Here is a 21439-nt window from a genome sequence, read left to right as displayed (position 1 = left end):
AGCTGAGACTCAGCGGGCCATCATCTCATCGAAGGTTTTTTGAGCAGCTTCGCCATTCTTGACCCACCAGTCCGCATTCGAAAACACCGAAGTGCCGGCATTTTCAGGCGCGGTCGCAAGGGTCTTCAGACGGTCCTCGGGAATAAGGCCACCCTCATAGCCAGCAGGATTGACCGGGCCATAAGCGATGAAATCGGTCAGCTTCGCCACGCGCGCGGGCTGTGTCATCGCCGCGATGAGTTTCATGGCCGCTTCCTTGTTCGGCGCCCCCTTCGGTACCCCGAGGCAATCCGTACCGATGACTGAACCCTTGAACGTGTAATCGACCGCGCCGCCATCCGCTTTCACGGTTTGGGCCCGCCCGTTCCAGGTAACGACCAAATCCGCCTCGCCATCTTTCAGCAACTGCGCGGACTGAGCTCCCGAAGTCCACCACACCGCGACATTTGGTTTGATCGCTTCAAGCCGCTTGATCGCGCGATCCAGGCCCTCCGGCGTGCTGAGCACGGAATACACGTCGGCCGGTGCTACGCCGTCCGAGAGCAGCGCGATCTCGATCGAGTCCTGTGCATTGGCGCGGAGGGCGCGACGGCCCGGAAATTTGGCAACATCCCAGAACTCCGCCCATGTCTTTGGCGGGTTCTCGCCATAGGTCTTGGTGTTCCAGGACATGACGGTGCCATAGGAGTCGAACGGATAGCAGTAGTCGGACTTTGCGCCATCCGGCACGGCCTTTGGATCGATGATCTTGTAGTCGAGCGGCTCCAGCAGCGACTGTGCGGCGGCCTGCGCGCCCTCCGGTGAGCCCAGGTGAATGACGTCGGTTGTGACCGCGCCCGACGTGACCTGCATCTTCAGGGCGGCCAAGCCGTCGCTGAGGGTCTCCTCGCGGACATCATAGCCAAGCTCTTTTGCAGCGGGGGCCCACATGGCTTCCTTCATGGCGTTGCCATAATCGCCGCCCGCGGTCGTGATGGTGACTGATTGGGCATAGACCGGCACGGCGGCCGAGAATGCTAATGCCGTCAAGGAAATGCGTAACCAAGACATAGGTTCTCCTCCCTAGAATTTGTTGAGACGCGCTCAAAATGGCCAATTCTTGACAATCGTAACGTTACGATTGCATCCAATTGCAGGAGAGTCAAGCTGCTTTAGCGAGAGCTTGGATTGACCGTGAGGTGGAATTCGGTCACGTAGTGGAAGTCAGCAAATCAGCCGGCGCTTTCGCAAATGAGGTCGGGCGACATGACCAACCTGAAACAGATCGCGGCGGAACTTTCCCTTTCGGTCACCACGGTATCCCGCGCGCTGAAGGATGGGCCGGAGGTTCATCCCGCCACCATCGCTCGCGTCAAGGAAGTGGCGCAGCGGGTCGGCTATGTGCCAAATCATCATGGCTTCGCGCTCAAAACTGGCCGCACGCTGACGATGACAGCAATATACCCGATGGAAACACAAGATCATCTGTCCGATCTGTTGAAGCTTCCGTTAATCGAAGGCATGACGCTGGCGGCGCGGCAAGCGGGTTATAGCCTATCCATCTACTCCACCACGCCCGATGATGATCCCATCGAGAGTGTGCAGCGACAGCTTCAGGCGGGCAGCACAGACGGACTGATTATCACACGCATGGTCTCGGGTGATCCGCGCGTTAAGCTATTGCTGGATAGAGGCATGCCATTCGTCGCGTTTGGAAGAACTGACCTGGATACAGCATATCCTTATGTCGACATCGACAATGAACAGATTGCCTACGAGGCGACCCGGCGGCTCATGGACAAGGGCTGCCGACGCATTGCGCTGCAACTTCTCGTTCCGGGCGACCAGGCGAGTGCCATGCGTCTTTCCGGGTATGGAAGGGCAATGGCCGAGGCTGGTATTCCGATCGACCAGTCGCTGATCGGTCATGGAATGTTCACCATGGAATCGAGCGCAGCCTGGTTCGATCGCATGCTGGCCTGGTCAGATCCGCCGACGGGCTTGGCATGCGCCAACGAACTGGGCCTTCTGGGGGCATTACACGCTCTCGGTAGAAGAGGTCTCGCGCCAGGGAGTGACATCCACATTGTCACTCGGGACAGCACGCGGCTGTCGCGCTTCCTGCCTGCGAAGATCGGCGTTCATTTCGTGGACATAGCGGGTGTCGGACGCAAACTTGTCGAAGTCCTGGAGAGCCGGATCGCCAATCCGATTGGACCGGTCGCGACAGTCTTGTTCAAAGGAGAGTTCGACCCTGGCGAATAGCCTCCCCTGGGTCTCATTCGACCGGAGCCGCGCCCACCTGGCCGGCGACTTCCTGGTCGAGTTCCGCGAGAAATTCGGTGATGCGCGCGGCATTGTCGCCGAGGTCGTAGCGGCCGTAGCGGGATGCCGACCGCATGTCGACGATGACCGTGTCGCCATCGTCCGTCACGCGGATCGCCACATCGGCGGGAAGGCCGATCACGAAGCCCTTGGCGACGGCCGTGATGGTCACCTCGCTTTGCCCGGCGAGATCGGGATAGGGTTCCGACAGCTCCCAGTCGCGCCGGTCGAGCACGGTTTCGACGGCATTGACGACGGTCTCGAACGGCAGGTCGTAGCTGCGTGCGCTGACCAGCGGATAGCTGTCGGTCTGCAGCCGCTGTTCACCTGGCGTCAATGGGGAGAGCACGTTCATGTCCTTCGTCCGGTCGCTCACGTCGAGCGCCGGCGGTTCGTCGAAATCCGTCGAGATATCCCTGAGCGGCGGATAGATCGTCGCCCAGTAGGCGGCGACGCCATAGGGTGCGAGCACCAGCAGTGCCAGCAGCGCGCCGACCGTCAGGTCGCGACCGCCGCGGTCGCCGAAATTCCAGAGCCGCGAAAAGGCAAACCCGGCAAACAACAGCGCCATCGCCGCCAGCAGCGCGACAATGCCCAGCACCCACAGAAAGACAGGTGTTTCGACGAGATCGAAGCGATGGCCGACGAAGACCGTCAGCAGCAGCACCAACGAAAAAGCGGCCGTGCGCCGCGACCAGCCGGCCGCCTTCGACGTTTGCCGTTCAGGAATGCTAACCATCGTTTTCCGTGCTGCCCCAACCCGAACGGAGACTTAGTGCCTTTTTGCGATGGCATGAAGCCGAAACATGCACCATCGCGTCAATCCGTCGGCAGGCGATAGTCCTTGAATTGCTGGCGCAAGGTGATCTTCTGGATCTTGCCGGTGGCGGTGTGCGGAATTTCACCGACGAAAGCGACATCGTCCGGCATCCACCATTTGGCCACCTTGCCGTCCATGAAGTCGAGAATGTCAGCCTTGGTCGGTTCCTTGCCCGGTTTGCGGACGACGACCAGCAGCGGCCGTTCGCCCCATTTCGAATGCTGAACGCCGATGGCTGCCGCCTCGCCGACATCGGGATGGCCAACAGCCAGATTCTCGAGGTCGATGGTCGAAATCCATTCGCCGCCGGACTTGATGACGTCCTTGGCGCGATCGGTGATCTGCATATAGCCACCGGCGTCGATGTGAGCGACGTCGCCGGTGTCGAACCAGCCATCCTCGTCGAACTGTTCCGGGCCGGCGCCGCCATAGTAGGCGCGGGCAACGGCCGGCCCACGCACTTTCAGGCGGCCAAAAGTCTTGCCGTCCCAAGGCTGCTCGTTGTTGTCGTCGTCGGTCACCTTCATTTCGACGCCGAACGGCGGATAGCCCTGTTTCTGCTGGACATCGAGCCGGGCTTCGCCCTCAAGACCGGCATGGTCCGGCTTCAGGGTGCACAGCGTGCCGAGCGGCGACATTTCGGTCATGCCCCAGGCATGGATGACCTGGACATCGTAGTTCTGCTGAAACTTGGTCATGATCGCGCGCGGGCAGGACGAGCCGCCGATGACAACCTTGTTCAGATAGGGAAGCTTCTTGCCGGTCTCCTCCAGATGCTGCAGCAGCATCATCCAGACGGTCGGCACGGCGGCGCTGAAGGTCACCTTCTCGGTGTCGAGCAGTTCATAGATCGAGGCGCCGTCCATCTTGCAGCCGGGCATGACCAGCTTGGCGCCGATCATCGGCCCGCTCTGACCAAGGCCCCAGGCATTGGCGTGAAACATCGGCACGACAGGCAGGATCGTATCGCGCGACGACAGTCCCATGGCGTCGGGCATGGCAGCGATCATGGCGTGCAGCACGTTCGAACGATGGCTGTAGACGACGCCCTTGGGATCGCCCGTGGTCCCGGACGTGTAACACATGCCGGCGGCGGTGCTTTCGTCGAAGGTCTTCCAGGCGAAGTCGCCATCCGCTTCGTCAAGCCAATCTTCATAGGCGACCGCGTTGGGCAATGTCGTCGGCGGCATATGCGCCCTGTCGGTCAGCACGATCACCTGCTTCAGGGATTTTACGGCGCCGGCGATTTTCTCGAGCAGCGGAACGAAGGTCAGGTCGACGAAGACTGCCTTGTCCTCGGCATGGTTCATGATCCACACGATCTGCTCGGGAAACAGCCGCGGATTGAGCGTGTGGTAGATGGCGCCGATGCCCATGATGCCGTACCAGGCCTCGATATGGCGTGCGGTGTTCCAGGCGAGCGTCGCGATACGGTCGCCCAGCCCATAGCCGTCGCGCTCCAGCCGCTGGGCGACCTTCAGGGCACGACGATGGATGTCGGCGTAAGTGGTGCGCACGATCGGCCCCTCGATCGAGCGCGTCACGATCTCGCGCACGCCATGCTGCCGCTCGGCATTGTCGATGAGCTTATGGCAAAGCAGCGGCCATTCCTGCATCAGTCCCAGCATTCGGTCCTCCCTCACGCTTTTGCGTTGTGCTTTTCGGGCTATTGTGGAGCGAACCGGCCGATTGTCCAGCCGCCAGCACCACCAAGTGCCGCATTGGTGGAAAACCGCCACAATGCGGCCATCGTCGGCGTTAAGTTTCGTTAACGGGCAAAGGGGTGCGATTGGCGACTGAAAGAGGTTCGCATGGACGCGCAACTCGACGACAAGGCTCTCGAGAGTACGCTTGCCGAAAGTCTGGCCGATGTGGTGCCGGACACAAAGACTGTTTCCGAAGATGAATTTGTTGAAGTTGTCGGCGGCGCGCTGGAAGCGGTCGGCGGCACGCTGCTGTTCAAGATGTGCGTCCAGAATCAGGGCGAGGACCAGCACGTCGCGGCCGCGTCCGTCGGCGATGGCGGAAACCGCCAGTTCCTACTGCTCACCTTGCCTACCGGCGGCGGTTCCTTGAAGGTCGAGACCGTATCGAGAAGCAGCAACCCGGTCGCCGGGATCGCTGCCGCCTATGCCGGGCTCATGGACGCGTTCAGGACCGCAGCCTGACCGTTCTGTTTGACGCAATTCTCAAGGGAAAGCGCGTCTTCCCGGGAAAATCGTTTTCACACTTTTCCCGGAATTGCTCCAAGCGGACAAGTATTTCGGAGGCACGATCCGTTGGTATCGGCCTGGGTAGGCTCGCGTGTTGCATGGTGACAGCAGGCCTTGAACAACGCCCTTGCACGACACATTTGGAAGTCGAAGCAAGGAGACCCTCATGGATCAGATCGCCAACCCCGCCCCCGGTTTTCAGCGCAACCCGGACAAGGTCATCACCATCGAGCCCTATGCCGGCACCGTCACGGTGCGCGCCGGGGACGTGATCATCGCTTCATCAGCGAACGCCAAGGTGCTGACCGAGGCCCCTTATCCCGCGGCCTTCTACATTCCGTTCGCCGACATTGATTTCGGCAAGCTCAGCAGCACCGAACACTCGACCCATTGCCCCTACAAGGGCGAAGCAAGCTACTGGAGCGTGCTGCCTGCCGGCGAGACCGGCCAGAACGCCATGTGGGCCTACGGGCGGCCTTTCGACGAAATGGCTGAAATCCGCAACCACGGCGCATTCTACGCCAGCAAGGTCACGATCGAAGCCAAACCGGACTGAGCCGACGCCGAAGGCATCGAGATCCGCTCGGCTGGCCACTCACTCCGTCGTGCCGTTGTTGCCGATGCCTTCGGCATCGTCGAGCCGCACAAAGGTCAAGCCCTTGGCCTTGAGCGCCAGCAGCCCCTGCACCACGCCTTCGCCGGCCGCATGGGTCGGCTGGTTGATGTGCGAGATGATGACGTCACCGTCCTTGGCCGTTGCAATGCGCCGGGCGGTCTCCTTGGCGCCGAGCAAAGAGCCACCGTCGCCGTTTATCGAGAAACCCGCGACCTTGAAGCCAAGCTTGCGGATCATGGCGATTGCCGACGGGCTGTATTCGGCGGTTGCGCCACGGAACCATTTCGGTGCCGGCTCGCCGGTCCCGGCAAGAGCGGCGGCTCCCGATTCGACCTCGGCCAGCACCGCGTCCGGGCTGCCGGCACTGCGGATGCCATAGATTTTCCGCGGCGTGTCGACCGCCGGAATGTGGTGGCCGCCATGATTTTCCAGTTCGAACAGATCGGGATGCGCCCGCATGATTTCGACGGCGGCGGCGTTTCGCCTCAGCCAGATGCCGGTCACGAAAATGGTGGCGGGAATCTTGTTGTCCACCAGCGCCGAAAGTATCCGGTTGTCGGTCTGTCCACCGCACGCGTCGAGCGTAAGCGCCACACGGCCGGCTCCGCTCGCCTGCGACTTGATGTGCAGCGTCGGCTCGACGAGCGGCGCGGCATGGCTGGCGGATGCCATCGCCCACGACAGGGCGATCATGCAGAGATTTTTTTGCAGCAGGCGCATCAAACCGATTCCCGGACCCGTCATTTCAAGCAGGCATCCCAACGACCCGCATGAAGGCGGAAATCGGGATGGTGCATAGCTGAAAAGCGCTCCGCGACAATGTGACCGTTCCTGTGGGCGACAGGTCATTCCACCGCGTCGAGAGCGGTCGTGCATGCGGCGCATGATCTCAGATGGCGTGTTCCAGTTTCATTTCGGTGCGCGAAAGAACCTCGCGCACCGCATCGACCACAGGCTTGACCTCCAGGCCCCAGACGCAGCATGCTTTGCTCGGATCCGGCGCGCGGCAGAGGTTTTCGGCCATGCAGGCGCAAGGCATCGGCGGCTGGAGCGAGATGCTGGGCACGCCGACGGGACCCCAGCGCGACGGCTCCGTCAGACCGAACAATCCGACAACCGGGGTTCCGGTGGCTGCGGCCATGTGCATCGGGCCGCTCTCATTGCCGAGAAACAGCCGAGCCTGTTTCAGCACCGCCAGCAGGCTTTCAAGCGACAGGTCACCGACGAGATTGACGACCGAGGGCGCGGTTCTGGCGACGATACGTTCGGCGATCTCGCGCTCATCCGGGCCCCCCACCAGGACGACATCCAGGCTGGTCTCGCCGGCAATCTCGACGATCACTGCTGCAAACCGCTCCGGCTGCCAACGTCGGCCCTCGAAGCTTGCACCCGCATGCACGGCGATGAATGCGTTTGGCCGCAGATGGTGCTTACCCAGCAGCGCCAATGCTTTCGCCGTCTCCGATGGCAGCGGCTGAAGGTTCGGAATCACCGTGCGAAGTTCGATGCCGAGCGCTTCGAGCGGCGAGAGGTAGCGGTACAGGAAATGCTGACCATCAAAGCCGTAGGGCTTGGCAAAGACATTGGCGGGTTGCCGCTCCAACATACGCAAGGGTCTTTCGGAAGGATTGTAACCGACACGGGTCTTGGCGTTGACGAGCCCGGTGACCATGCGCGACGTCTTCGAATCGGTCAGGTCGATGGTCAGGTCGAAACGGAAGCGGCGCAACGCCCGCACCATGGCGCAGAGCTCCTTCCCGCGCTCCAAGGGCGTTCCGCGCATGCGGTCGCGCCTGAATGCGACCACCTCGGAAGCGATACCATGGGCCATGACGAAGCTCTCGAAGCGGGCCTCGCACAGAAAGACGATGCTGGCGCCGGGGAATTCGAGCCGCAGGTTTTTGGCGAGCGCCGAGGCGAGGACGAGATCGCCTATGAACTTCGTTTGGATGACCAGGATCGAGTGGAACGGCGCGGGAGAAATCTGCAGCATCTGTTTCCGGGAGCAATTTGCGGATGGCCGCAAATTGGGCAGGAACAATGTCGAGATTACGCGACGCCGCCAGCACGTTCGCGTGAATTGCCTTACAAAACGGTAAGCTGGATGGATCCTATCGGCGGCCTGCCTTCGCAACCAGCACCGCTGCCTGCGCGGCCGCCAGCCTGGCGATCGGCACGCGATAGGGCGAACAGGACACGTAGTCGAGGCCGACCTCTTCGCAAAAGCGGATCGAGGACGGATCGCCGCCATGTTCGCCGCAGATGCCGAGCTTGATGTCTGGCCGCGTCGCCTTGCCCTTTTGCGCGGCCATGCGCACCAGTTCGCCGACGCCGTCGATGTCGAGCGAGACGAACGGGTCCTGATCGATAATGCCCTTCTGGCGGTAGGTTTCCAGGAACGAGGCCGCATCGTCGCGCGAGATGCCGAAGGTCGTCTGGGTCAGGTCATTGGTGCCGAAGGAGAAGAATTCGGCCGACTCTGCAATGACATGGGCACGGATCGCGGCGCGGGGGAGCTCGATCATGGTTCCCGTGAGGTAATCGATCTTGACGCCGGTTTCCTCCATGACGCTCTTGGCAACCGCATCGATGCGCGCCTTGACGTAATCGAGTTCCTTCACCAGGCCGACCAACGGCACCATGATCTCGGGGACCACCAGGGCGCCGGCCTTCCTGCCCGCCTCCACCGCCGCCTCGAAAATGGCGCGTGCCTGCATCTCGGCGATCTCGGGATAGGAGACAGCCAGGCGGCAGCCGCGATGGCCGAGCATGGGGTTGAACTCGTGCAGCGCCTCGGTGCGCTGCCTGAGCTTGTCCGGCGACACCTTCATGGCGGCGGCGACCTCGGCCACCTCCTCCTCGGTCTTCGGCAGGAATTCGTGCAACGGCGGATCGAGCAGGCGGATCGTCACCGGCAGGCCGGCCATGATCTCGAACAGTTCGAGGAAGTCCGAGCGCTGCATGGGCAGAAGCTTAGCGAGTGCGATGCGCCGGTCCTTTTCGGTGTCGGCCAGGATCATCTCGCGCATGGCGACGATGCGCTCGCCGTCGAAGAACATGTGCTCGGTGCGGCAAAGGCCGATGCCTTCAGCGCCGAAGGAGCGCGCCATGCGCGCGTCAAGCGGCGTTTCGGCATTGGTGCGCACCTTCATGCGACGCACGGCGTCGGCCCATTCCATGATGGCGGCGAAATCGCCGGAAAGTTCCGGCTGCAACATCGACACGGCGCCCTTCAGCACCTGGCCGTTGCTGCCATCGATGGTGATAATATCACCCTTGCGGAAGGTCGAGCCCATCGCCATCAGAGTGCCGGCCTTGTAGTCGACACGCAGCGAGCCGGCCCCGGAGACGCAAGGCTTGCCCATGCCGCGTGCCACCACCGCGGCGTGGCTGGTCATGCCGCCGCGCGTGGTCAGGATGCCTTCCGCCGCGTGCATGCCGTGAATGTCTTCGGGGCTGGTTTCTATGCGCACCAGGATCGCCTTGCGGCCTTGCGTCTTCAGCTCCTCGGCGTCGCCTGAGGAAAAGACGATCTCGCCGGTGGCAGCACCGGGCGACGCCGGCAGGCCAATGCCGATGACATCGCGCGCGGCCTTGGGGTCGATGGTCGGATGCAGCAACTGGTCGAGCGAGGCCGGGTCGATACGGGCGACGGCTTCCTCCTTCGTGATCAGTCCGTCCCGCGCCATCTCGACGGCAATTTTCAGCGCCGCCTTGGCGGTGCGCTTGCCGGAGCGGGTCTGCAGCATCCACAATTTGCCGCGCTCGATGGTGAATTCGAGATCCTGCATGTCGCGGTAGTGCTTCTCCAGATTGTCGGAGATGGTGACAAAGGACTGGAACGCGTCAGGCATCAGCTTCTGCAGCGACGGCTTGTCCGAGCCGGCTGCAATACGCGCCGCTTCGGTGATGTTCTGCGGCGTGCGGATGCCGGCGACGACGTCCTCGCCCTGCGCGTTCACCAGGAACTCGCCATAGAGCATCTTTTCGCCGGTCGAAGGGTTCCGCGTGAAGGCAACGCCGGTGGCCGAGGTTTCGCCCATATTGCCGAACACCATGGCCTGGACGTTGACCGCCGTGCCCCAGCTTTCGGGAATGTCGTGCAGGCGGCGATAGGTGATGGCGCGGTTGTTCATCCAGCTCGAGAACACGGCTGATATCGCGCCCCAGAGCTGCTCATGCGGATCCTGCGGAAAAGGCCTGCCGAGCTCTTCCTCGACCTTGGCCTTGTAGAGCGCGATGACGCCTTGCCATTCGAGCGCCGTCAGTTCGGTGTCGAGCTCGTGCCCGAGCCCGCCTTTCTGATCCTCCAGGATTTCCTCGAACACCTCATGATCGAGGCCCATGACGACATCGGAATACATCTGGATGAAGCGGCGGTAGCTGTCATAGGCAAAGCGCGCATCGCCGGAATCGGCGGCCAGCGCCTCGACCGTCTCGTCGTTCAGGCCCAGATTGAGCACGGTGTCCATCATGCCGGGCATCGAGGCGCGAGCGCCCGAACGCACCGACACCAGCAGCAGTTTCGACGGGTCGCCGAACCGACGGCCGGTCAGCCGGCCGATGTGATCGAGCGCGACCGCGACATCGGCTTCCAACCCGGCCGGATAAATACGGCCGTTGGCGTAGTAGGCGTTGCAGACCTCCGTGGTGATGGTGAAGCCCGGCGGCACCGGCAGCCCCAGGCTGCACATCTCGGCCAGGTTGGCGCCCTTGCCGCCCAAGAGATTCTTGTCGCTGGCACGGCCTTCCGCCGCACCATCGCCAAAGGTGAAAACCCATTTGGTCATGCATCGCTCTCCGGTTGCAGGAGATTGGAAAGATTGGCGAAACGGAAAGTTCCGCCGGTCCGTCCTTGGAGCGATATGATGCTGCAGTGCGAAAGGCAAGCGCCGGCAAAGCGGTCGGCCTTCTACAATCGATTAAGCAAAAAGCCGCGTCCGAAGATGCGGCAAAATGACTTGCCATTCCGAGGTTTTTGATGTAGAACATAAAGGGAACAAACAGGTGCGCCATGAAACTGCCCGGAAAACTCGACTATCTGGAAATGCCCGCGACCGGTGGAACGCTGGACCGGCTGAAGGCTTTCTACAGTACTGCCTTTGCCTGGTCGTTCACCGATTATGGGCCGACCTATTCGGCCTTTGCCGAAGGCCTGGACGGAGGCTTCCAGGCAGATGCCGCGGAAGCGCCATCAAAGCCGCTGCCCGTGCTCTACAGCAGGGATCTGGAGCAAACCCTCGACGCTGTCGAAAGCGCCGGCGGCACGATCGTCAAACCGATCTTCCCGTTCCCCGGCGGCCGGCGCTTCCACTTCGTCGATCCAGCCGGAAACGAGATGGCGGTGTGGTCCGAATAGCCCGCTGCATATCATTTGGCAGCGCTGCGTTGCCTGCCCAATTCGAGCGTTCCAACCGTCACTCATAAGGATTGTGCTTTTTGGCTGCTCTGCTAATAACGCGCCGCACAAGCGACTCTGACGGCAATTGGGGCGTCGCCAAGTGGTAAGGCATCGGTTTTTGGTACCGACATTCCCAGGTTCGAATCCTGGCGCCCCAGCCATCTCGCTCAGGTCCGTTCCGGACACATAGGACCCGAGAGTACATTTGCGATCTTCCATGAAGCCGGTCGGTTAATAGTTCGACTGCGTCATAAGTTCAGCGAAACCAACGCCATCGCGGCAAATTCGGGTCAGCATTTGCACATGATCTGGACAGTGTCGCCTTGAACATCTTCCTCTTTCCATACATAGGTCGGCCAGGTGGGTGGCGGCTCAACATGGAACTTCAATGAACCTTCCTATCTTCGCCATCAACCTCGATCGCGAGACCCAGCGCTGGAGCGAATTGCTCGCCAGCGCCGAAGCGGCAGGACTGACCTTGCAGCGCATTGCCGCCGTCGACGGTCGGGCGCTTGCTGAAAAAGACTGGACGGAGATCGATCTGCCAGCCGCGCGCAAGCTGAGCGGGCGCGACATCCTTTCGGGCGAATATGCCTGTTACCGCAGCCATATCCAGGCGCTGGAAACGTTCCTGGCCGGTGGCAGCGCCCATGGCCTGATCGTCGAGGACGACGTCCTCTTCAGCGAAAACACCATGGGGCGCATCGAGGCCATCATCGCGGCGGTGCCGGATTTCGACGTCATCAAGCTGACCAACCATCGCATGAGCTTCTTCATGCGCGCCGTCGAGACGGCGGAAGGCGACGAGATCGGTCGTGCGCTGCATGGCCCGCAAGGCTCGGCCGCCGCCTATCTGGTGACGCGGGAGGGCGCGCAGGGTCTGTTGTCGGCGCTCGCCGTTATGAAAATGCCATGGGACGTTGCACTCGAGCGCTTTTGGGATACCGGCCTGAAAGTCTATTCGGTCCGCCAAAACGTGCTTGGCTTCGCCGCCAGCAGTGGGATCTCGGGCATAGCGGGCCCCTCGGGAAGCTACAAATCCGCAAGGCTGGGCGGGCCGAGCCGGATACGTGCCGGGGTGTTGCGGGCCAGCGACGAGCTGCGCCGCCTGCATCACGTCCTGCTGCCGCCCCCTCTGCCGCGAGATGCCCTGGATGATGCCAAGGACAACGCGCCGCGCCACACCTTGCTTCTGTTGCTTGCGGCAATCGCCATTCTCGCTTTGGTCTCCGCGGTGTGGCGCGAGGCCGACACCTACCGCTATGCGGGCCTGGCGCTGGCCCTGTTCGCGGTCATCCGCTGGTTCAGAGTGGATTTGTGGACCTACAGCAAACCGCTGATCGGTTGGGTCGGCTTTCTGTGTCTGGGCTGGTCGCTCTATGTCTTCATCCGACTGGCGATCGTCTATTTCGGCACCCACCAGTTGGGTGGCGCCGAAGGTATTTACATGTTTCCGCTGTTCTACGCGACGACCGGCTTCGCGTTTCTGCTGTTTGTCAGGCAACCCGCACGGCTCGTGCTCTGGTTCATGATCCTCAGTCTCGTCTTCCTGGCTGCGGACACCTTCTATTCGGACATGTTTCAAGGCATCCAACCGGCCCCGTGGCTTTTCAACAATCCCATCCACGCGTCGGTAGCGGCCGGTTTCATCTTCCTCTGCACGCTGCAATTCATGGCCTACTCGGCCCAGAGAACGGACCTCGGGAAAGCAACCAAGAACCTGCATTGGGTCCTGTCGACAGCCGTCCTGCTGCTTGCCCTCGTCAATATCATCGAGATGCGGTCAAAGGGAGTGTGGCTTGCGCTTGCGCTCGCTCTGCTCTTGTTGGCGGTCATGACCCTGGCGAGAGGCCATCGTCGCGAACTGTTGGTTTCGGGTGGCGTGCTGGTGATCGTGGCGGCCGGCATTGTCGCAGCACACAACATCTTCTCGTCCACCGCCGACGATACCATGGCATTCATCAAAACCTTGGTTCCGGATGTGTTCAGGCATGGGGTCCTCCCCGCCTTCGACCGCGCCATCGCGAGCGATGCGGTGCCACTTGCAGCCAAGGAGAGGCTGATGCTGTGGGCGGATGCGATCAATATCTGGAAGCGCCACCCGATCTTCGGAGCCAGTTCCAGCTGGCTGACCGAATGGCAGAACAGAACCTATCATCCCATGATCTTCAACGTCTTCCACAATGGTTATCTGGAGATTGCCGTGCGCTATGGTGTGGTCGGACTGGCGTTCTTTGCCTTTCTCTACACCTGGTCGGCCAGGCAGGTTCTACTGGCCATGCGAGCCAAGCTTGTCGCTCCGGCCGCATGGTCCTGCTACATCTCCACACTGGTCTTCTTCGCCCTAAGCATCGTTACCAATTCCAACAACCGGCTGGCCATGGGTGAGGCCTTCATGTGGTTTGCCGCGGCGTTCGGCTTCTACTGTTTTTATGTTCGCCAGCAGAAGAACCTTGTCGCGCCGCGGACCTATTTTTAGGGCCTGCCGGCGCAGCACGTATCTGACCAGCCGATTGCGACCAATGCCCCTTTGACGCCCCGCTCAATTTCCCGATAATCGGGAAAGTCGATGCCAAAATCCATGGCTTATCGCCGGCAACCCCTTCGTTACGATCGACACGGATCACAGACAGGGGTTGTCACGGACATGCTGACGGACAGGCAGGCACGCGAGGCGGTGGAGCAGTACCGCGAGGAAGGATACGCGGTCGTTCGACAATTCGTCGACGGCGACGAGATGATCCGGCTGAAGAAGGAAACCGATGCGGTCTATGCCGAAGGCCTCAAGCATCACGCCACCTTCCGGCACGGCAACCTGAATTTCCAGATCCTGCCTGAATCGGACTTTGGCCAACGCTATGTGCTGCAGGCTTACTGGTTTTCCTGGATCAATTCCTATTTCGAAGAATTCCGCCGCAATCCCGACTATCTGAAGCTGCTCGAGGGCCTGATCGGCCGTGACATAAGGCAGATCGCCCAACAGCTGCACTGGAAGCCGCCCGGCGCCAATGTCACGGGTTATCGCTTCCACCAGGATCTGCGCTTCCGTAACCAGGCCGCCTTCGACAATGTCGCCGACGCCACCGTGACAACAGGCCTCGCGGTCGATCGGGCGACGCTGGACAATGGCTGCCTTCAGGTCGTGCCCGGCAGCCACAAGCTCGGCTATCTCGGCCTGTCGGACGAGGGAACCGGCGAACTGATGAAGGGCCTGACCGCCGAAGAAGAGTTGCGCAAGGTCGGCATCGACCCGGCGACCATCGTTCCGCTGGTGCTGGAGCCGGGCGACCTTGCTTTATGGGGGCTGCTTACCGTGCACGGCTCCTCGCCCAACAAATCGCAGCACGACCGGGCCTTTGCGCTGTCCAGCTATGTGCGGGCCGATACGACGCAACGTGGCGAATGGGCGTTCAGGGACGGTGTTTCGGTGCCGCTCGGCAAGACGCCGGCACTGTGCAAATACGAAAAGCTCTTCGAGGAGCCGGGACCGATGTACGACACCACCGCCTGGTGGAAATGACGCTGCCGCGTCGGGCGACGGGGGCAGAGGGGGCCTGGCGTTCGCGCCAGGCCCCTGACGGCGTTGGCCATGGGCAATCGCGCAGCATTTCAGGCAGTGAAGTCGGCCGACAGTTCGCGGATCAGGAAGTCGACGAACGCGCGCACCTTGGCCGCAATATAGGTGCGGTGCGGATAGAGCGCGTAGATCGGGCTGGAGCCGGGGCGAAACTCATCCAGCTGCACTTCCAGCCGGCCGTCCCTGATCGCAGCGTCGACCAGCAGGCTGGGCAGGTTGCCGATGCCGAAACCGGCGGTGGTCATCTGATAGGCGGCCTCGACGCTGTTGGTCGAGATGCGCCCGCCGACAGCCGCATCGAAAGGGCCGTCGGGTCCGATGAATGGCCACGTGCCAAGGCGCTTGGCGAAATTGCTCAGCACGCAGGAATGGCTTGCCAGCTCATCCGGGTGGACCGGACGGCCGTTTGCATCCCAATAATCGGGCGTGGCGCAGACATAGTTGCGGACTTCACCAAGCCGGCGGGCAATCAGGGCGGAATCCGCCTGACCGCCGAAGCGGATGGCGACATCGTAGCCTTCCTCGACAATGCCGACGACATAACGCGCGGTGAGGTCGAACTCGATCGTGGTGAGCGGGTTTTCTTCGAGGAATTTCGGCACCAGCTTGGTTATGCGCGTGTGGCCCAGAACATTGGAGCAGGAAACCCGGATCAGGCCGCGCGTCTCCTTGTGCAGGCCGCGCGTCGAATCCTGCAGTTCGGAAATGTCGTCGAGCAGGCTGCGCGCACGCGGAGCATAGTCGCGGCCCGCCTCGGTGAGGCTAAGACGCCTTGTGGTGCGATTGATGAGCCGGACGCCGAGGTCGTCTTCCAGTTCCTTGATGGTGCGGCTGACCGCCGTCGTCGACATGTTGAGATCGCGGGCCGCCGCCGACAGGCTGCCCAGCAGGCAGACTCGATCGAACACCCGCATCGCCGTCAGAAGATTCATCTTGCCTTCCCCTCGCCGTCGCGGCCCCGCCGCCATCGGCTGCGTCCTGTAGAAAACAGCGCCCAGCAACGACGCGGCAAGGGCATTCCACCGAATTTGGGCGTAAAATCAACAATGGGAGAACCGATATGACATCCAGACCTCTTCATCCGGCGATCGGCACATTTGCGAAAGGCGCGAAGAGCGGCGCGCTTGGCCGCCGCGAGTTCCTGGCGCTGGCTAGCGCCTTCGGCGCCAGCACCGCGATTGCCTATGGGCTCATCGGTCAGCCGGTCCCGGCGCGGGCCGAGGAAGCCGCCCAACCCAGGAAGGGCGGCGTGCTGCGTGTTGCCATGCAGGTGATGGAGCTGGAAGACCCGCGCAAGTTCAAGGTTTCGCAGATGGGCAACATCGCCATGCAGTTTCTCGAACCGCTGGTGCGCTGGAAGCCGGATTTCACCTTCGAGCCGGTGCTGCTGCAGAGCTGGGAGATCAATGCGGACGCCACGGAATATGTGCTCAAGGTGCGCCCGGGGGTGAAATGGTCGAACGGCGACGATTTCACCGCCACGGATGTCGCCTTCAACATCACGCGCTGGTGCGAGAAGGATGCCGCCGGCAACTCGATGGCCGGGCGCATGACCGCGCTGATCGATCCCGACACCAAGGTGGCGCGCACTGGTGCTATCGAGGTTCGCGACAGCCACACCGTGGTCCTGAAACTGTCCCAGCCCGACATCACCATCATCCCCGCGATGACCGACTACCCGGCATTGATCGTCCACCACACCTTCAATCCGAAGGCTGCGCCACTGTCGGCCAACCCCGTTTCCACGGGCCCGTTCGAACTTAAAAAACTCGATGTCGGCGTTGCTGCCTCGGTGCGCAAGCGGCCGGACGGGTCGTGGTGGGGCGGCGAGGTGTTCCTCGACGGCATCGACTGGACCGACTACGGCACCGACTCGGCCGCCACCGTCTCCGCCTTCGAATCCGGTGAAATCGACCTGAATGGGCAGACGCAGTCCTATGACGTCGCCATGCTCGACAGGCTGGGCCTGAAGAAAAGCGAGATCGTCACTGCCGCCACCCTGGTCTCGCGCTGCAACGTCAACGCCAAACCCTATGACGACAAGCGCGTGCGCAACGCCATACAGCTTGCGGTCGACAACGAAGCGGTGCTGCAACTGGGCGCCGACGGCATGGGTATCGTCGCGCAGAACGATCATGTCGGACCGATGCATCCCGAACACGCCGACCTGCCGCCGATCAAACGTGATCCGGCCCGGGCCAGGGCATTGCTCAAGGAAGCCGGCCAGCTCGATTTCGAGTTCGATCTGATCTCGGTCGAAGCCGATTACCGCAAGGAAAGCTCCGATGCCGTCGCCCAGCAGATGCGCGACGCGGGCTTCAAGGTGAAACGCACCGTCATCCCGGAATCGGCATTCTGGAACGACTGGACGAAGTATCCCTTCGCGACCACCAATTGGAACGCCCGACCGCTCGGCATCCAGACCTATGCGCTTGCCTACCAGACCGGTTCGGCATGGAACGAGACAGGGTTCGCCGATCCCGACTTCGATGCCAAGGTCCACAAGGCCAACGCCATCGCCGATCCGGAGCAGCGCCGTGCGGTGATGAAGGAGCTGCAGGTCATGCTGCAGGATTCCGGCATCATCGTCCAGCCCTACTGGCGAAAGCTGTTCTGCCATATGAAACCGGCCTTGATGGGTTACCAGATGCATCAGGCCTATGAGCAGGACTTCACCCGGGCCTGGCTCGCCGCCTGATCGCGGGCAATCCCTCCGACAGGGTGGCGCATTTTCGGCGCCGCCCTTCGCCTGCTCACCGGGAAAGTTGCGCCGAAGCGTCGGCATCAAGGGCATCCGAGGAGCAGTGCGGGCTTCGCATCGGGCATGATGCGCAGGTGCGGCCACACGCGCCATGCCTTGGCAGGTCGGCCGGGATTCCGGGCCACCGCACCGGACCGGTTGGCACATCAAGCGGGTGAAACTTTCTGGTTTCCGCCTCTGTCATCATCAAGCTCCGGTTCATGGCTGGAGCTTACTTTTGACTGATGGAAGTGAAACCCGCTTTCCCGGGCAACGACCTTCCCGAAAACCGGGAGAATTGCGCTCTTGGTGCCGACGGGGAACCGAGGCAGCAAGACGACCCGCATGAGCGGTTTGCCGCCGCCTGATGTTATGCCGGATCTCAACAGGTCTCTGCCGCTCAGTTGGAGTAAATTCGCCTGCCTATTGTGCGGAACTCCAGCCTGTCTCGAACGTTAGAACCGACATCTGCGAGATATTTCCTGCTGACGCGATAGGCAGTATTATGAAGCGGGTGGGACGCCCCAAGCCACACCGCCTGTCGGATATGAAGCAATTTTGCGTTGAGATCGCGGAACATGCAGCGTTATTTCCATCCAATCTGGAGATCTTAAATTGCCAGCTCGAATATGCTGCGTCTTTGGCAGCTGGCAATTGCTCAGCCTGGTTGCCTCACTTCGCCAATCAACAATGGATGGAAGCTCCCCGGCGGATGAGGAGCATGAGGATTACCTTCTGCTCTATGAAACGGCCGGCGTTTCCGAGCATTTCAAGACCGGTCTTGCTGAACTTGCGTCTGCAGTATGGACCTGGAGACGGATCATATGGGCGTACGACCTTCTGACGTCCGAGCGTAAATATGGGCAACTGCAAATTTTCCGGGTCCATCGTCTGATCCGAGACACAATTGGTCTCGACGCGAGTACCGCAGCTGAAATCTGGGCCTGCTTCGTTAACCGGCCATCGGAAAAAATACTGCTGGACTCATACCCAGAAGCCAAGATCATTTTGTATGAGGATGGCTTGACGTCATACCTTCCATTCGAAATGTCAACCATGTCACGGCCGCCAGGCACCAGGTTTAGACGGCGCATCACCGGAGCCTTGATTGCAGGACTCTCTACAATTTCACCGGCGTTCCGACTGAGGAAAGCGGCCGACAAGATAGAAAGACACCATCTGAGGCGGGTGACAAAGTTTTATTCTTTGCTTCACGAAATCCCCATTCACGATGCTCTGGAGAACGTACCAAGATTTCAGGTCGGCGCTTCGCTGATGCGCGACGTAATAGATGAAGCCTGCAGCGATGCGCTTTCCGGCGGCAAACATTGCCGTGCGTCAGCCAACCCACGGATCCTGCTGCTCGGCCAAGCATTGTCGCGAAACGGCATAATGTCGTACGCGCAAGAGGCGGCGATCTATAGACGAATTGCGGAGCAGATCGTCGAGAGGGGATACGACGTCGTCTGGAAGGAACATCCAAGAATAAGCACGCCCTTCTTCCCCGAATTGCTGGATACGGTAGGCAATGTGACGGCCGACGCCAGCACCAGGATCATGGAGGCGAGCCTCCCACACATATATCCGATAGAGCTTGTCGTATCCCGGATGAACATTGTTGGGTGCGTCTCCGGCACGTCAGCTGCCCTTCTCTACCTGAAGTGGCTTTACGGCATCAAAACATACACATTCGCGGAAACCTTGATCCCCCTGATGACCGGCGCGGATATTCTAATGAGCGAAATGGTGAAAGCCCATGCGGAGCCCTTTTCAGGGCTCCAATCTTTGAACGCAACCGAGGATCCGTTGAAAGGCGGCAGCCCGAACAGGTTGAACACGATCCTCTGAATCCAACTCAGGCAAACTCGATCTGAGACACCATCGATGTCAAAGCCGCTTTCAGTCCTTCAACGTGCCACCAGGGCCGACGTTCGATCGGAGCCGTTTCCACACATCATCCTGCGCGACGCCCTTCCCCTCGATCTCTACCAGGAGTTGGCCGACACGTTTCCCGCTCCGGAAGCGCTCGAAATCGATACGCGCCGCAACAACACCAGATGGGACTATGAGGCCCACCGCATTCGGTCGAACGAAGCTGTGCCGCAAATATGGCGCGATTTTATCGCCTACCATGTATCTCAAGCATTTTTCGCCGAGATCGCCGAACTGTTCTACGACGATATTCACAAGCTTTACCCTGATTATTACCCCAATTATGAACGCCTCAAGAACATGAAAGCGGGCATCAGGTTTAGTGACACCTATGCAACGCGCGACATACTGATGGATGCGATGCTCAGCGGGAACACGCCGGTAACCGATGCCGGATCGGTGCGGACAAGCCACATCGACAATGGCGACAAGCTATTTTCTGGCCTGTTTTATATGAGGCCGGAAGATTATGATGCCGTTGGCGGGGACCTGACAATTAGTCGTTTCAAGTCCAAATACGCCACACTGAAAGCCAAAGCGACACTCTTCAATGATGCCTATGTCGACGACACCCATTTGGAATGCATCGAAACAGTTAAATACGACAAGAACATTCTTGTATTGTTCATCAATTCGATTGAATCGGTCCACGGCGTCACAGTCCGCCAACCCACCAACAAATCCCGGCTTTTCGTCAACCTGGTTGGAGAAGTCGAAAAGCCATTCTACATCAAAGGAAAAAAGATACGGCCGCGCTACGTCCCGGCGCATCAAAACCAGGATGAGGCGGAACAGACCTGGCTGAAAAGGCTCAAGCAAAAATTGCGGCTTTGAAAGACAACGCCGTCGATCTGAGTTTCAGCCTGAACCGCCAATACCGAGCCGGATTCGACCTTCGCGGCGGCCAGGCACAGATTGGAACAGAATGAGATTTTATCCAGCCGCCGAACGGATCGCTTTTTTCGGCACGCTTATCGCTGTTCTTGCCCTTGCATTGCTGCCTATACCCCGACTCGAGGAGTATGGGATCGATATCGGTTTCCGGTCCGACAAGCTGAACCACGCCAGCGCCTTTGCCGTCATGACTTTCCTTGGAGGGCTCGGCTGGCCCGATCGCAAGACAAGGCTGATCGTCTTCCTCGCCATGGTTGGAGCGGCGATCGAGGTCCTCCAGGGCACGGCGCTGATACGACGTGATCTGGATGTGTTCGACTGGGTTGCCGATTGCGCCGGCATCGCATGTGGCCTCGTGGCCGTGATCTGTGTGAACTGGATCTTGCGGCGCAGAGGTTGAGCCTGTTGTCAGGCCCGGAGTCCACGGCGTGGCCACAGGAGTTGAATTCCCGCTCCATTGACTCGATGAAATCGGATTGCGACGATCCGATCGGAGAGTGGGCGGGTTTCCCAATCACAGATGGACGAATGAAACTCCGGGTGCGGGCACCTGGACGGTGCCATTCAGCATTGAGGGATGATGACGATCAAGATCAGGCTTCCGGGTGGTGTGTTGAAGGTCAAGCAACGTCATGAACTGCGGCGGCGGGAGTACAAGGGCGAAGTCCCGGTCTGGCAGTGTGGCAAATATTTCGTCATCTGGTGGCCCAATACAATTCCTGATCGACCCTCCAAGAGCTCGAATACTGACAAGGAGCTTGAAATGACCCTTCCATCGACTGGAGAAGGCACGTAAGCTCTATGCATCATGGCTTTGCGAATCAGATTGCCGGGGGGCACACTGAAGGTGAAGACCTACCGCGAACTGCGTGATCGCGAGCGGGATCGCAGGGTGCCTGTGCTGAAATTGGGATCACTCTATTTCGTCTGGGCTTCGGCCAA

Annotated in this window: 18 protein-coding genes and 1 tRNA gene; 12 read left to right on the top strand and 7 right to left on the bottom strand. The window is 60.6% G+C overall.

Features of this window, described 5'->3' with window-relative positions; genetic code table 11:
- Positions 1-9 precede the first annotated feature (9 nt).
- Complete coding sequence (locus tag EOA19_RS01915) at positions 10-1050, bottom strand: ABC transporter substrate-binding protein (protein WP_023808560.1); 1041 nt, start codon at positions 1048-1050, stop codon at positions 10-12.
- 195 nt (positions 1051-1245) lie between these two features.
- On the opposite strand from EOA19_RS01915, the gene EOA19_RS01910 reads away from it, so the two are divergent.
- A complete protein-coding gene (locus EOA19_RS01910) occupies positions 1246-2244 on the top strand; it encodes a LacI family DNA-binding transcriptional regulator (RefSeq protein ID WP_128302515.1) in 999 nt (332 codons plus the stop codon).
- Between the two features lie 13 nt (positions 2245-2257).
- On the opposite strand, the gene EOA19_RS01905 is transcribed toward EOA19_RS01910, so the two are convergent.
- Together EOA19_RS01905 and EOA19_RS01900 are read right to left on the bottom strand one after the other, a co-directional pair.
- Positions 2258-3043 (bottom strand): DUF1499 domain-containing protein, encoded by a 786-nt coding sequence (locus tag EOA19_RS01905; protein WP_128302514.1) that lies wholly within the window; start codon positions 3041-3043, stop codon positions 2258-2260.
- 80 nt (positions 3044-3123) lie between these two features.
- Positions 3124-4752, bottom strand: coding sequence for a fatty-acid--CoA ligase (locus EOA19_RS01900; RefSeq protein WP_128302513.1), 1629 nt, complete (start codon positions 4750-4752; stop codon positions 3124-3126).
- Positions 4753-4935: 183 nt separating this feature from the next.
- Here EOA19_RS01900 and EOA19_RS01895 point away from each other — a divergent pair, with 183 nt between their 5' ends.
- Both EOA19_RS01895 and EOA19_RS01890 read left to right on the top strand, forming a co-directional pair.
- Positions 4936-5292 (top strand): hypothetical protein, encoded by a 357-nt coding sequence (locus EOA19_RS01895; protein WP_128302512.1) that lies wholly within the window; start codon positions 4936-4938, stop codon positions 5290-5292.
- A gap of 211 nt (positions 5293-5503) precedes the next feature.
- Complete coding sequence (locus EOA19_RS01890) at positions 5504-5893, top strand: DUF427 domain-containing protein (protein WP_128302511.1); 390 nt, start codon at positions 5504-5506, stop codon at positions 5891-5893.
- Between the two features lie 39 nt (positions 5894-5932).
- Here EOA19_RS01890 and EOA19_RS01885 read toward each other — a convergent pair whose 3' ends face one another.
- The 3 genes from EOA19_RS01885 to ppdK form a co-directional block, all read right to left on the bottom strand.
- A complete protein-coding gene (locus tag EOA19_RS01885; protein ID WP_128302510.1) occupies positions 5933-6673 on the bottom strand; it encodes a polysaccharide deacetylase family protein in 741 nt (246 codons plus the stop codon).
- A gap of 169 nt (positions 6674-6842) precedes the next feature.
- Positions 6843-7946 (bottom strand): glycosyltransferase family 9 protein, encoded by a 1104-nt coding sequence (locus EOA19_RS01880; protein ID WP_128302509.1) that lies wholly within the window; start codon positions 7944-7946, stop codon positions 6843-6845.
- A 118-nt stretch (positions 7947-8064) separates the two neighbouring features.
- Positions 8065-10743: a pyruvate, phosphate dikinase gene (ppdK, locus tag EOA19_RS01875; protein WP_128302508.1), complete on the bottom strand. Its 2679-nt coding sequence runs from the start codon at positions 10741-10743 to the stop codon at positions 8065-8067.
- Between the two features lie 224 nt (positions 10744-10967).
- Between ppdK and EOA19_RS01870 the strand changes: the two genes are divergently transcribed.
- The 4 genes from EOA19_RS01870 to EOA19_RS01855 all read left to right on the top strand — a co-directional run bounded on the left by EOA19_RS01870 (position 10968) and on the right by EOA19_RS01855 (position 14874).
- Positions 10968-11312, top strand: coding sequence for a VOC family protein (locus tag EOA19_RS01870; RefSeq protein ID WP_127290804.1), 345 nt, complete (start codon positions 10968-10970; stop codon positions 11310-11312).
- A gap of 128 nt (positions 11313-11440) precedes the next feature.
- Positions 11441-11515 (top strand) — tRNA-Gln (locus tag EOA19_RS01865).
- Between the two features lie 227 nt (positions 11516-11742).
- Positions 11743-13833 carry an O-antigen ligase family protein gene (locus tag EOA19_RS01860; protein WP_128302507.1) on the top strand — a complete coding sequence of 697 codons (2091 nt, stop codon included), beginning with the start codon at positions 11743-11745 and terminating at the stop codon, positions 13831-13833.
- 168 nt (positions 13834-14001) lie between these two features.
- Entirely contained in the window at positions 14002-14874 is an 873-nt protein-coding gene (locus EOA19_RS01855) for a phytanoyl-CoA dioxygenase family protein (RefSeq protein ID WP_245486023.1), read from the top strand.
- An 89-nt stretch (positions 14875-14963) separates the two neighbouring features.
- Here the strand turns inward: EOA19_RS01855 and EOA19_RS01850 are convergent, their stop codons facing one another.
- Complete coding sequence (locus EOA19_RS01850; RefSeq protein WP_127290810.1) at positions 14964-15863, bottom strand: LysR family transcriptional regulator; 900 nt, start codon at positions 15861-15863, stop codon at positions 14964-14966.
- A gap of 128 nt (positions 15864-15991) precedes the next feature.
- Between EOA19_RS01850 and EOA19_RS01845 the strand changes: the two genes are divergently transcribed.
- From EOA19_RS01845 to EOA19_RS01825, 5 genes are all read left to right on the top strand, one after another.
- Positions 15992-17629 (top strand): ABC transporter substrate-binding protein, encoded by a 1638-nt coding sequence (locus EOA19_RS01845; protein ID WP_128302505.1) that lies wholly within the window; start codon positions 15992-15994, stop codon positions 17627-17629.
- Between the two features lie 657 nt (positions 17630-18286).
- On the top strand, positions 18287-19519 hold the full coding sequence (locus EOA19_RS01840) for an alpha-2,8-polysialyltransferase family protein (protein ID WP_245486022.1): 1233 nt from the start codon (positions 18287-18289) through the stop codon (positions 19517-19519).
- A gap of 36 nt (positions 19520-19555) precedes the next feature.
- A complete protein-coding gene (locus tag EOA19_RS01835) occupies positions 19556-20437 on the top strand; it encodes a hypothetical protein (protein ID WP_128302504.1) in 882 nt (293 codons plus the stop codon).
- Between the two features lie 91 nt (positions 20438-20528).
- Positions 20529-20897 (top strand): hypothetical protein, encoded by a 369-nt coding sequence (locus EOA19_RS01830; RefSeq protein ID WP_023808577.1) that lies wholly within the window; start codon positions 20529-20531, stop codon positions 20895-20897.
- Positions 20898-21077: 180 nt separating this feature from the next.
- The gene (locus EOA19_RS01825; protein ID WP_128302503.1) at positions 21078-21293 is read left to right on the top strand and encodes a hypothetical protein; all 216 of its coding nucleotides are present in this window, start codon (positions 21078-21080) and stop codon (positions 21291-21293) included.
- The last annotated feature ends 146 nt before the right edge of the window (positions 21294-21439 follow it).

The organism is Mesorhizobium sp. M7A.F.Ca.US.010.02.1.1 (genome assembly GCF_004023085.1).
In the GTDB taxonomy this organism is placed as follows: Bacteria; Pseudomonadota; Alphaproteobacteria; order Rhizobiales; family Rhizobiaceae; genus Mesorhizobium.
Note: the sequence above shows the minus strand (reverse complement) of the source record. Positions and strands in the feature narration are given on the sequence as shown.

What these genes read in the sequence shown, in the direction of transcription:
- EOA19_RS01915 (WP_023808560.1), bottom strand. Translation starts at nt 1,050, where the DNA reads ATGTCTTGGTTACGCATTTCCTTGACGGCATTAGCATTCTCGGCCGCC.
- EOA19_RS01910 (WP_128302515.1), top strand. Translation starts at nt 1,246, where the DNA reads ATGACCAACCTGAAACAGATCGCGGCGGAACTTTCCCTTTCGGTCACC.
- EOA19_RS01905 (WP_128302514.1), bottom strand. Translation starts at nt 3,043, where the DNA reads ATGGTTAGCATTCCTGAACGGCAAACGTCGAAGGCGGCCGGCTGGTCG.
- EOA19_RS01900 (WP_128302513.1), bottom strand. Translation starts at nt 4,752, where the DNA reads ATGCTGGGACTGATGCAGGAATGGCCGCTGCTTTGCCATAAGCTCATC.
- EOA19_RS01895 (WP_128302512.1), top strand. Translation starts at nt 4,936, where the DNA reads ATGGACGCGCAACTCGACGACAAGGCTCTCGAGAGTACGCTTGCCGAA.
- EOA19_RS01890 (WP_128302511.1), top strand. Translation starts at nt 5,504, where the DNA reads ATGGATCAGATCGCCAACCCCGCCCCCGGTTTTCAGCGCAACCCGGAC.
- EOA19_RS01885 (WP_128302510.1), bottom strand. Translation starts at nt 6,673, where the DNA reads ATGCGCCTGCTGCAAAAAAATCTCTGCATGATCGCCCTGTCGTGGGCG.
- EOA19_RS01880 (WP_128302509.1), bottom strand. Translation starts at nt 7,946, where the DNA reads ATGCTGCAGATTTCTCCCGCGCCGTTCCACTCGATCCTGGTCATCCAA.
- ppdK (WP_128302508.1), bottom strand. Translation starts at nt 10,743, where the DNA reads ATGACCAAATGGGTTTTCACCTTTGGCGATGGTGCGGCGGAAGGCCGT.
- EOA19_RS01870 (WP_127290804.1), top strand. Translation starts at nt 10,968, where the DNA reads ATGAAACTGCCCGGAAAACTCGACTATCTGGAAATGCCCGCGACCGGT.
- EOA19_RS01860 (WP_128302507.1), top strand. Translation starts at nt 11,743, where the DNA reads ATGAACCTTCCTATCTTCGCCATCAACCTCGATCGCGAGACCCAGCGC.
- EOA19_RS01855 (WP_245486023.1), top strand. Translation starts at nt 14,002, where the DNA reads ATGCTGACGGACAGGCAGGCACGCGAGGCGGTGGAGCAGTACCGCGAG.
- EOA19_RS01850 (WP_127290810.1), bottom strand. Translation starts at nt 15,863, where the DNA reads ATGAATCTTCTGACGGCGATGCGGGTGTTCGATCGAGTCTGCCTGCTG.
- EOA19_RS01845 (WP_128302505.1), top strand. Translation starts at nt 15,992, where the DNA reads ATGACATCCAGACCTCTTCATCCGGCGATCGGCACATTTGCGAAAGGC.
- EOA19_RS01835 (WP_128302504.1), top strand. Translation starts at nt 19,556, where the DNA reads ATGTCAAAGCCGCTTTCAGTCCTTCAACGTGCCACCAGGGCCGACGTT.
- EOA19_RS01830 (WP_023808577.1), top strand. Translation starts at nt 20,529, where the DNA reads ATGAGATTTTATCCAGCCGCCGAACGGATCGCTTTTTTCGGCACGCTT.
- EOA19_RS01825 (WP_128302503.1), top strand. Translation starts at nt 21,078, where the DNA reads ATGACGATCAAGATCAGGCTTCCGGGTGGTGTGTTGAAGGTCAAGCAA.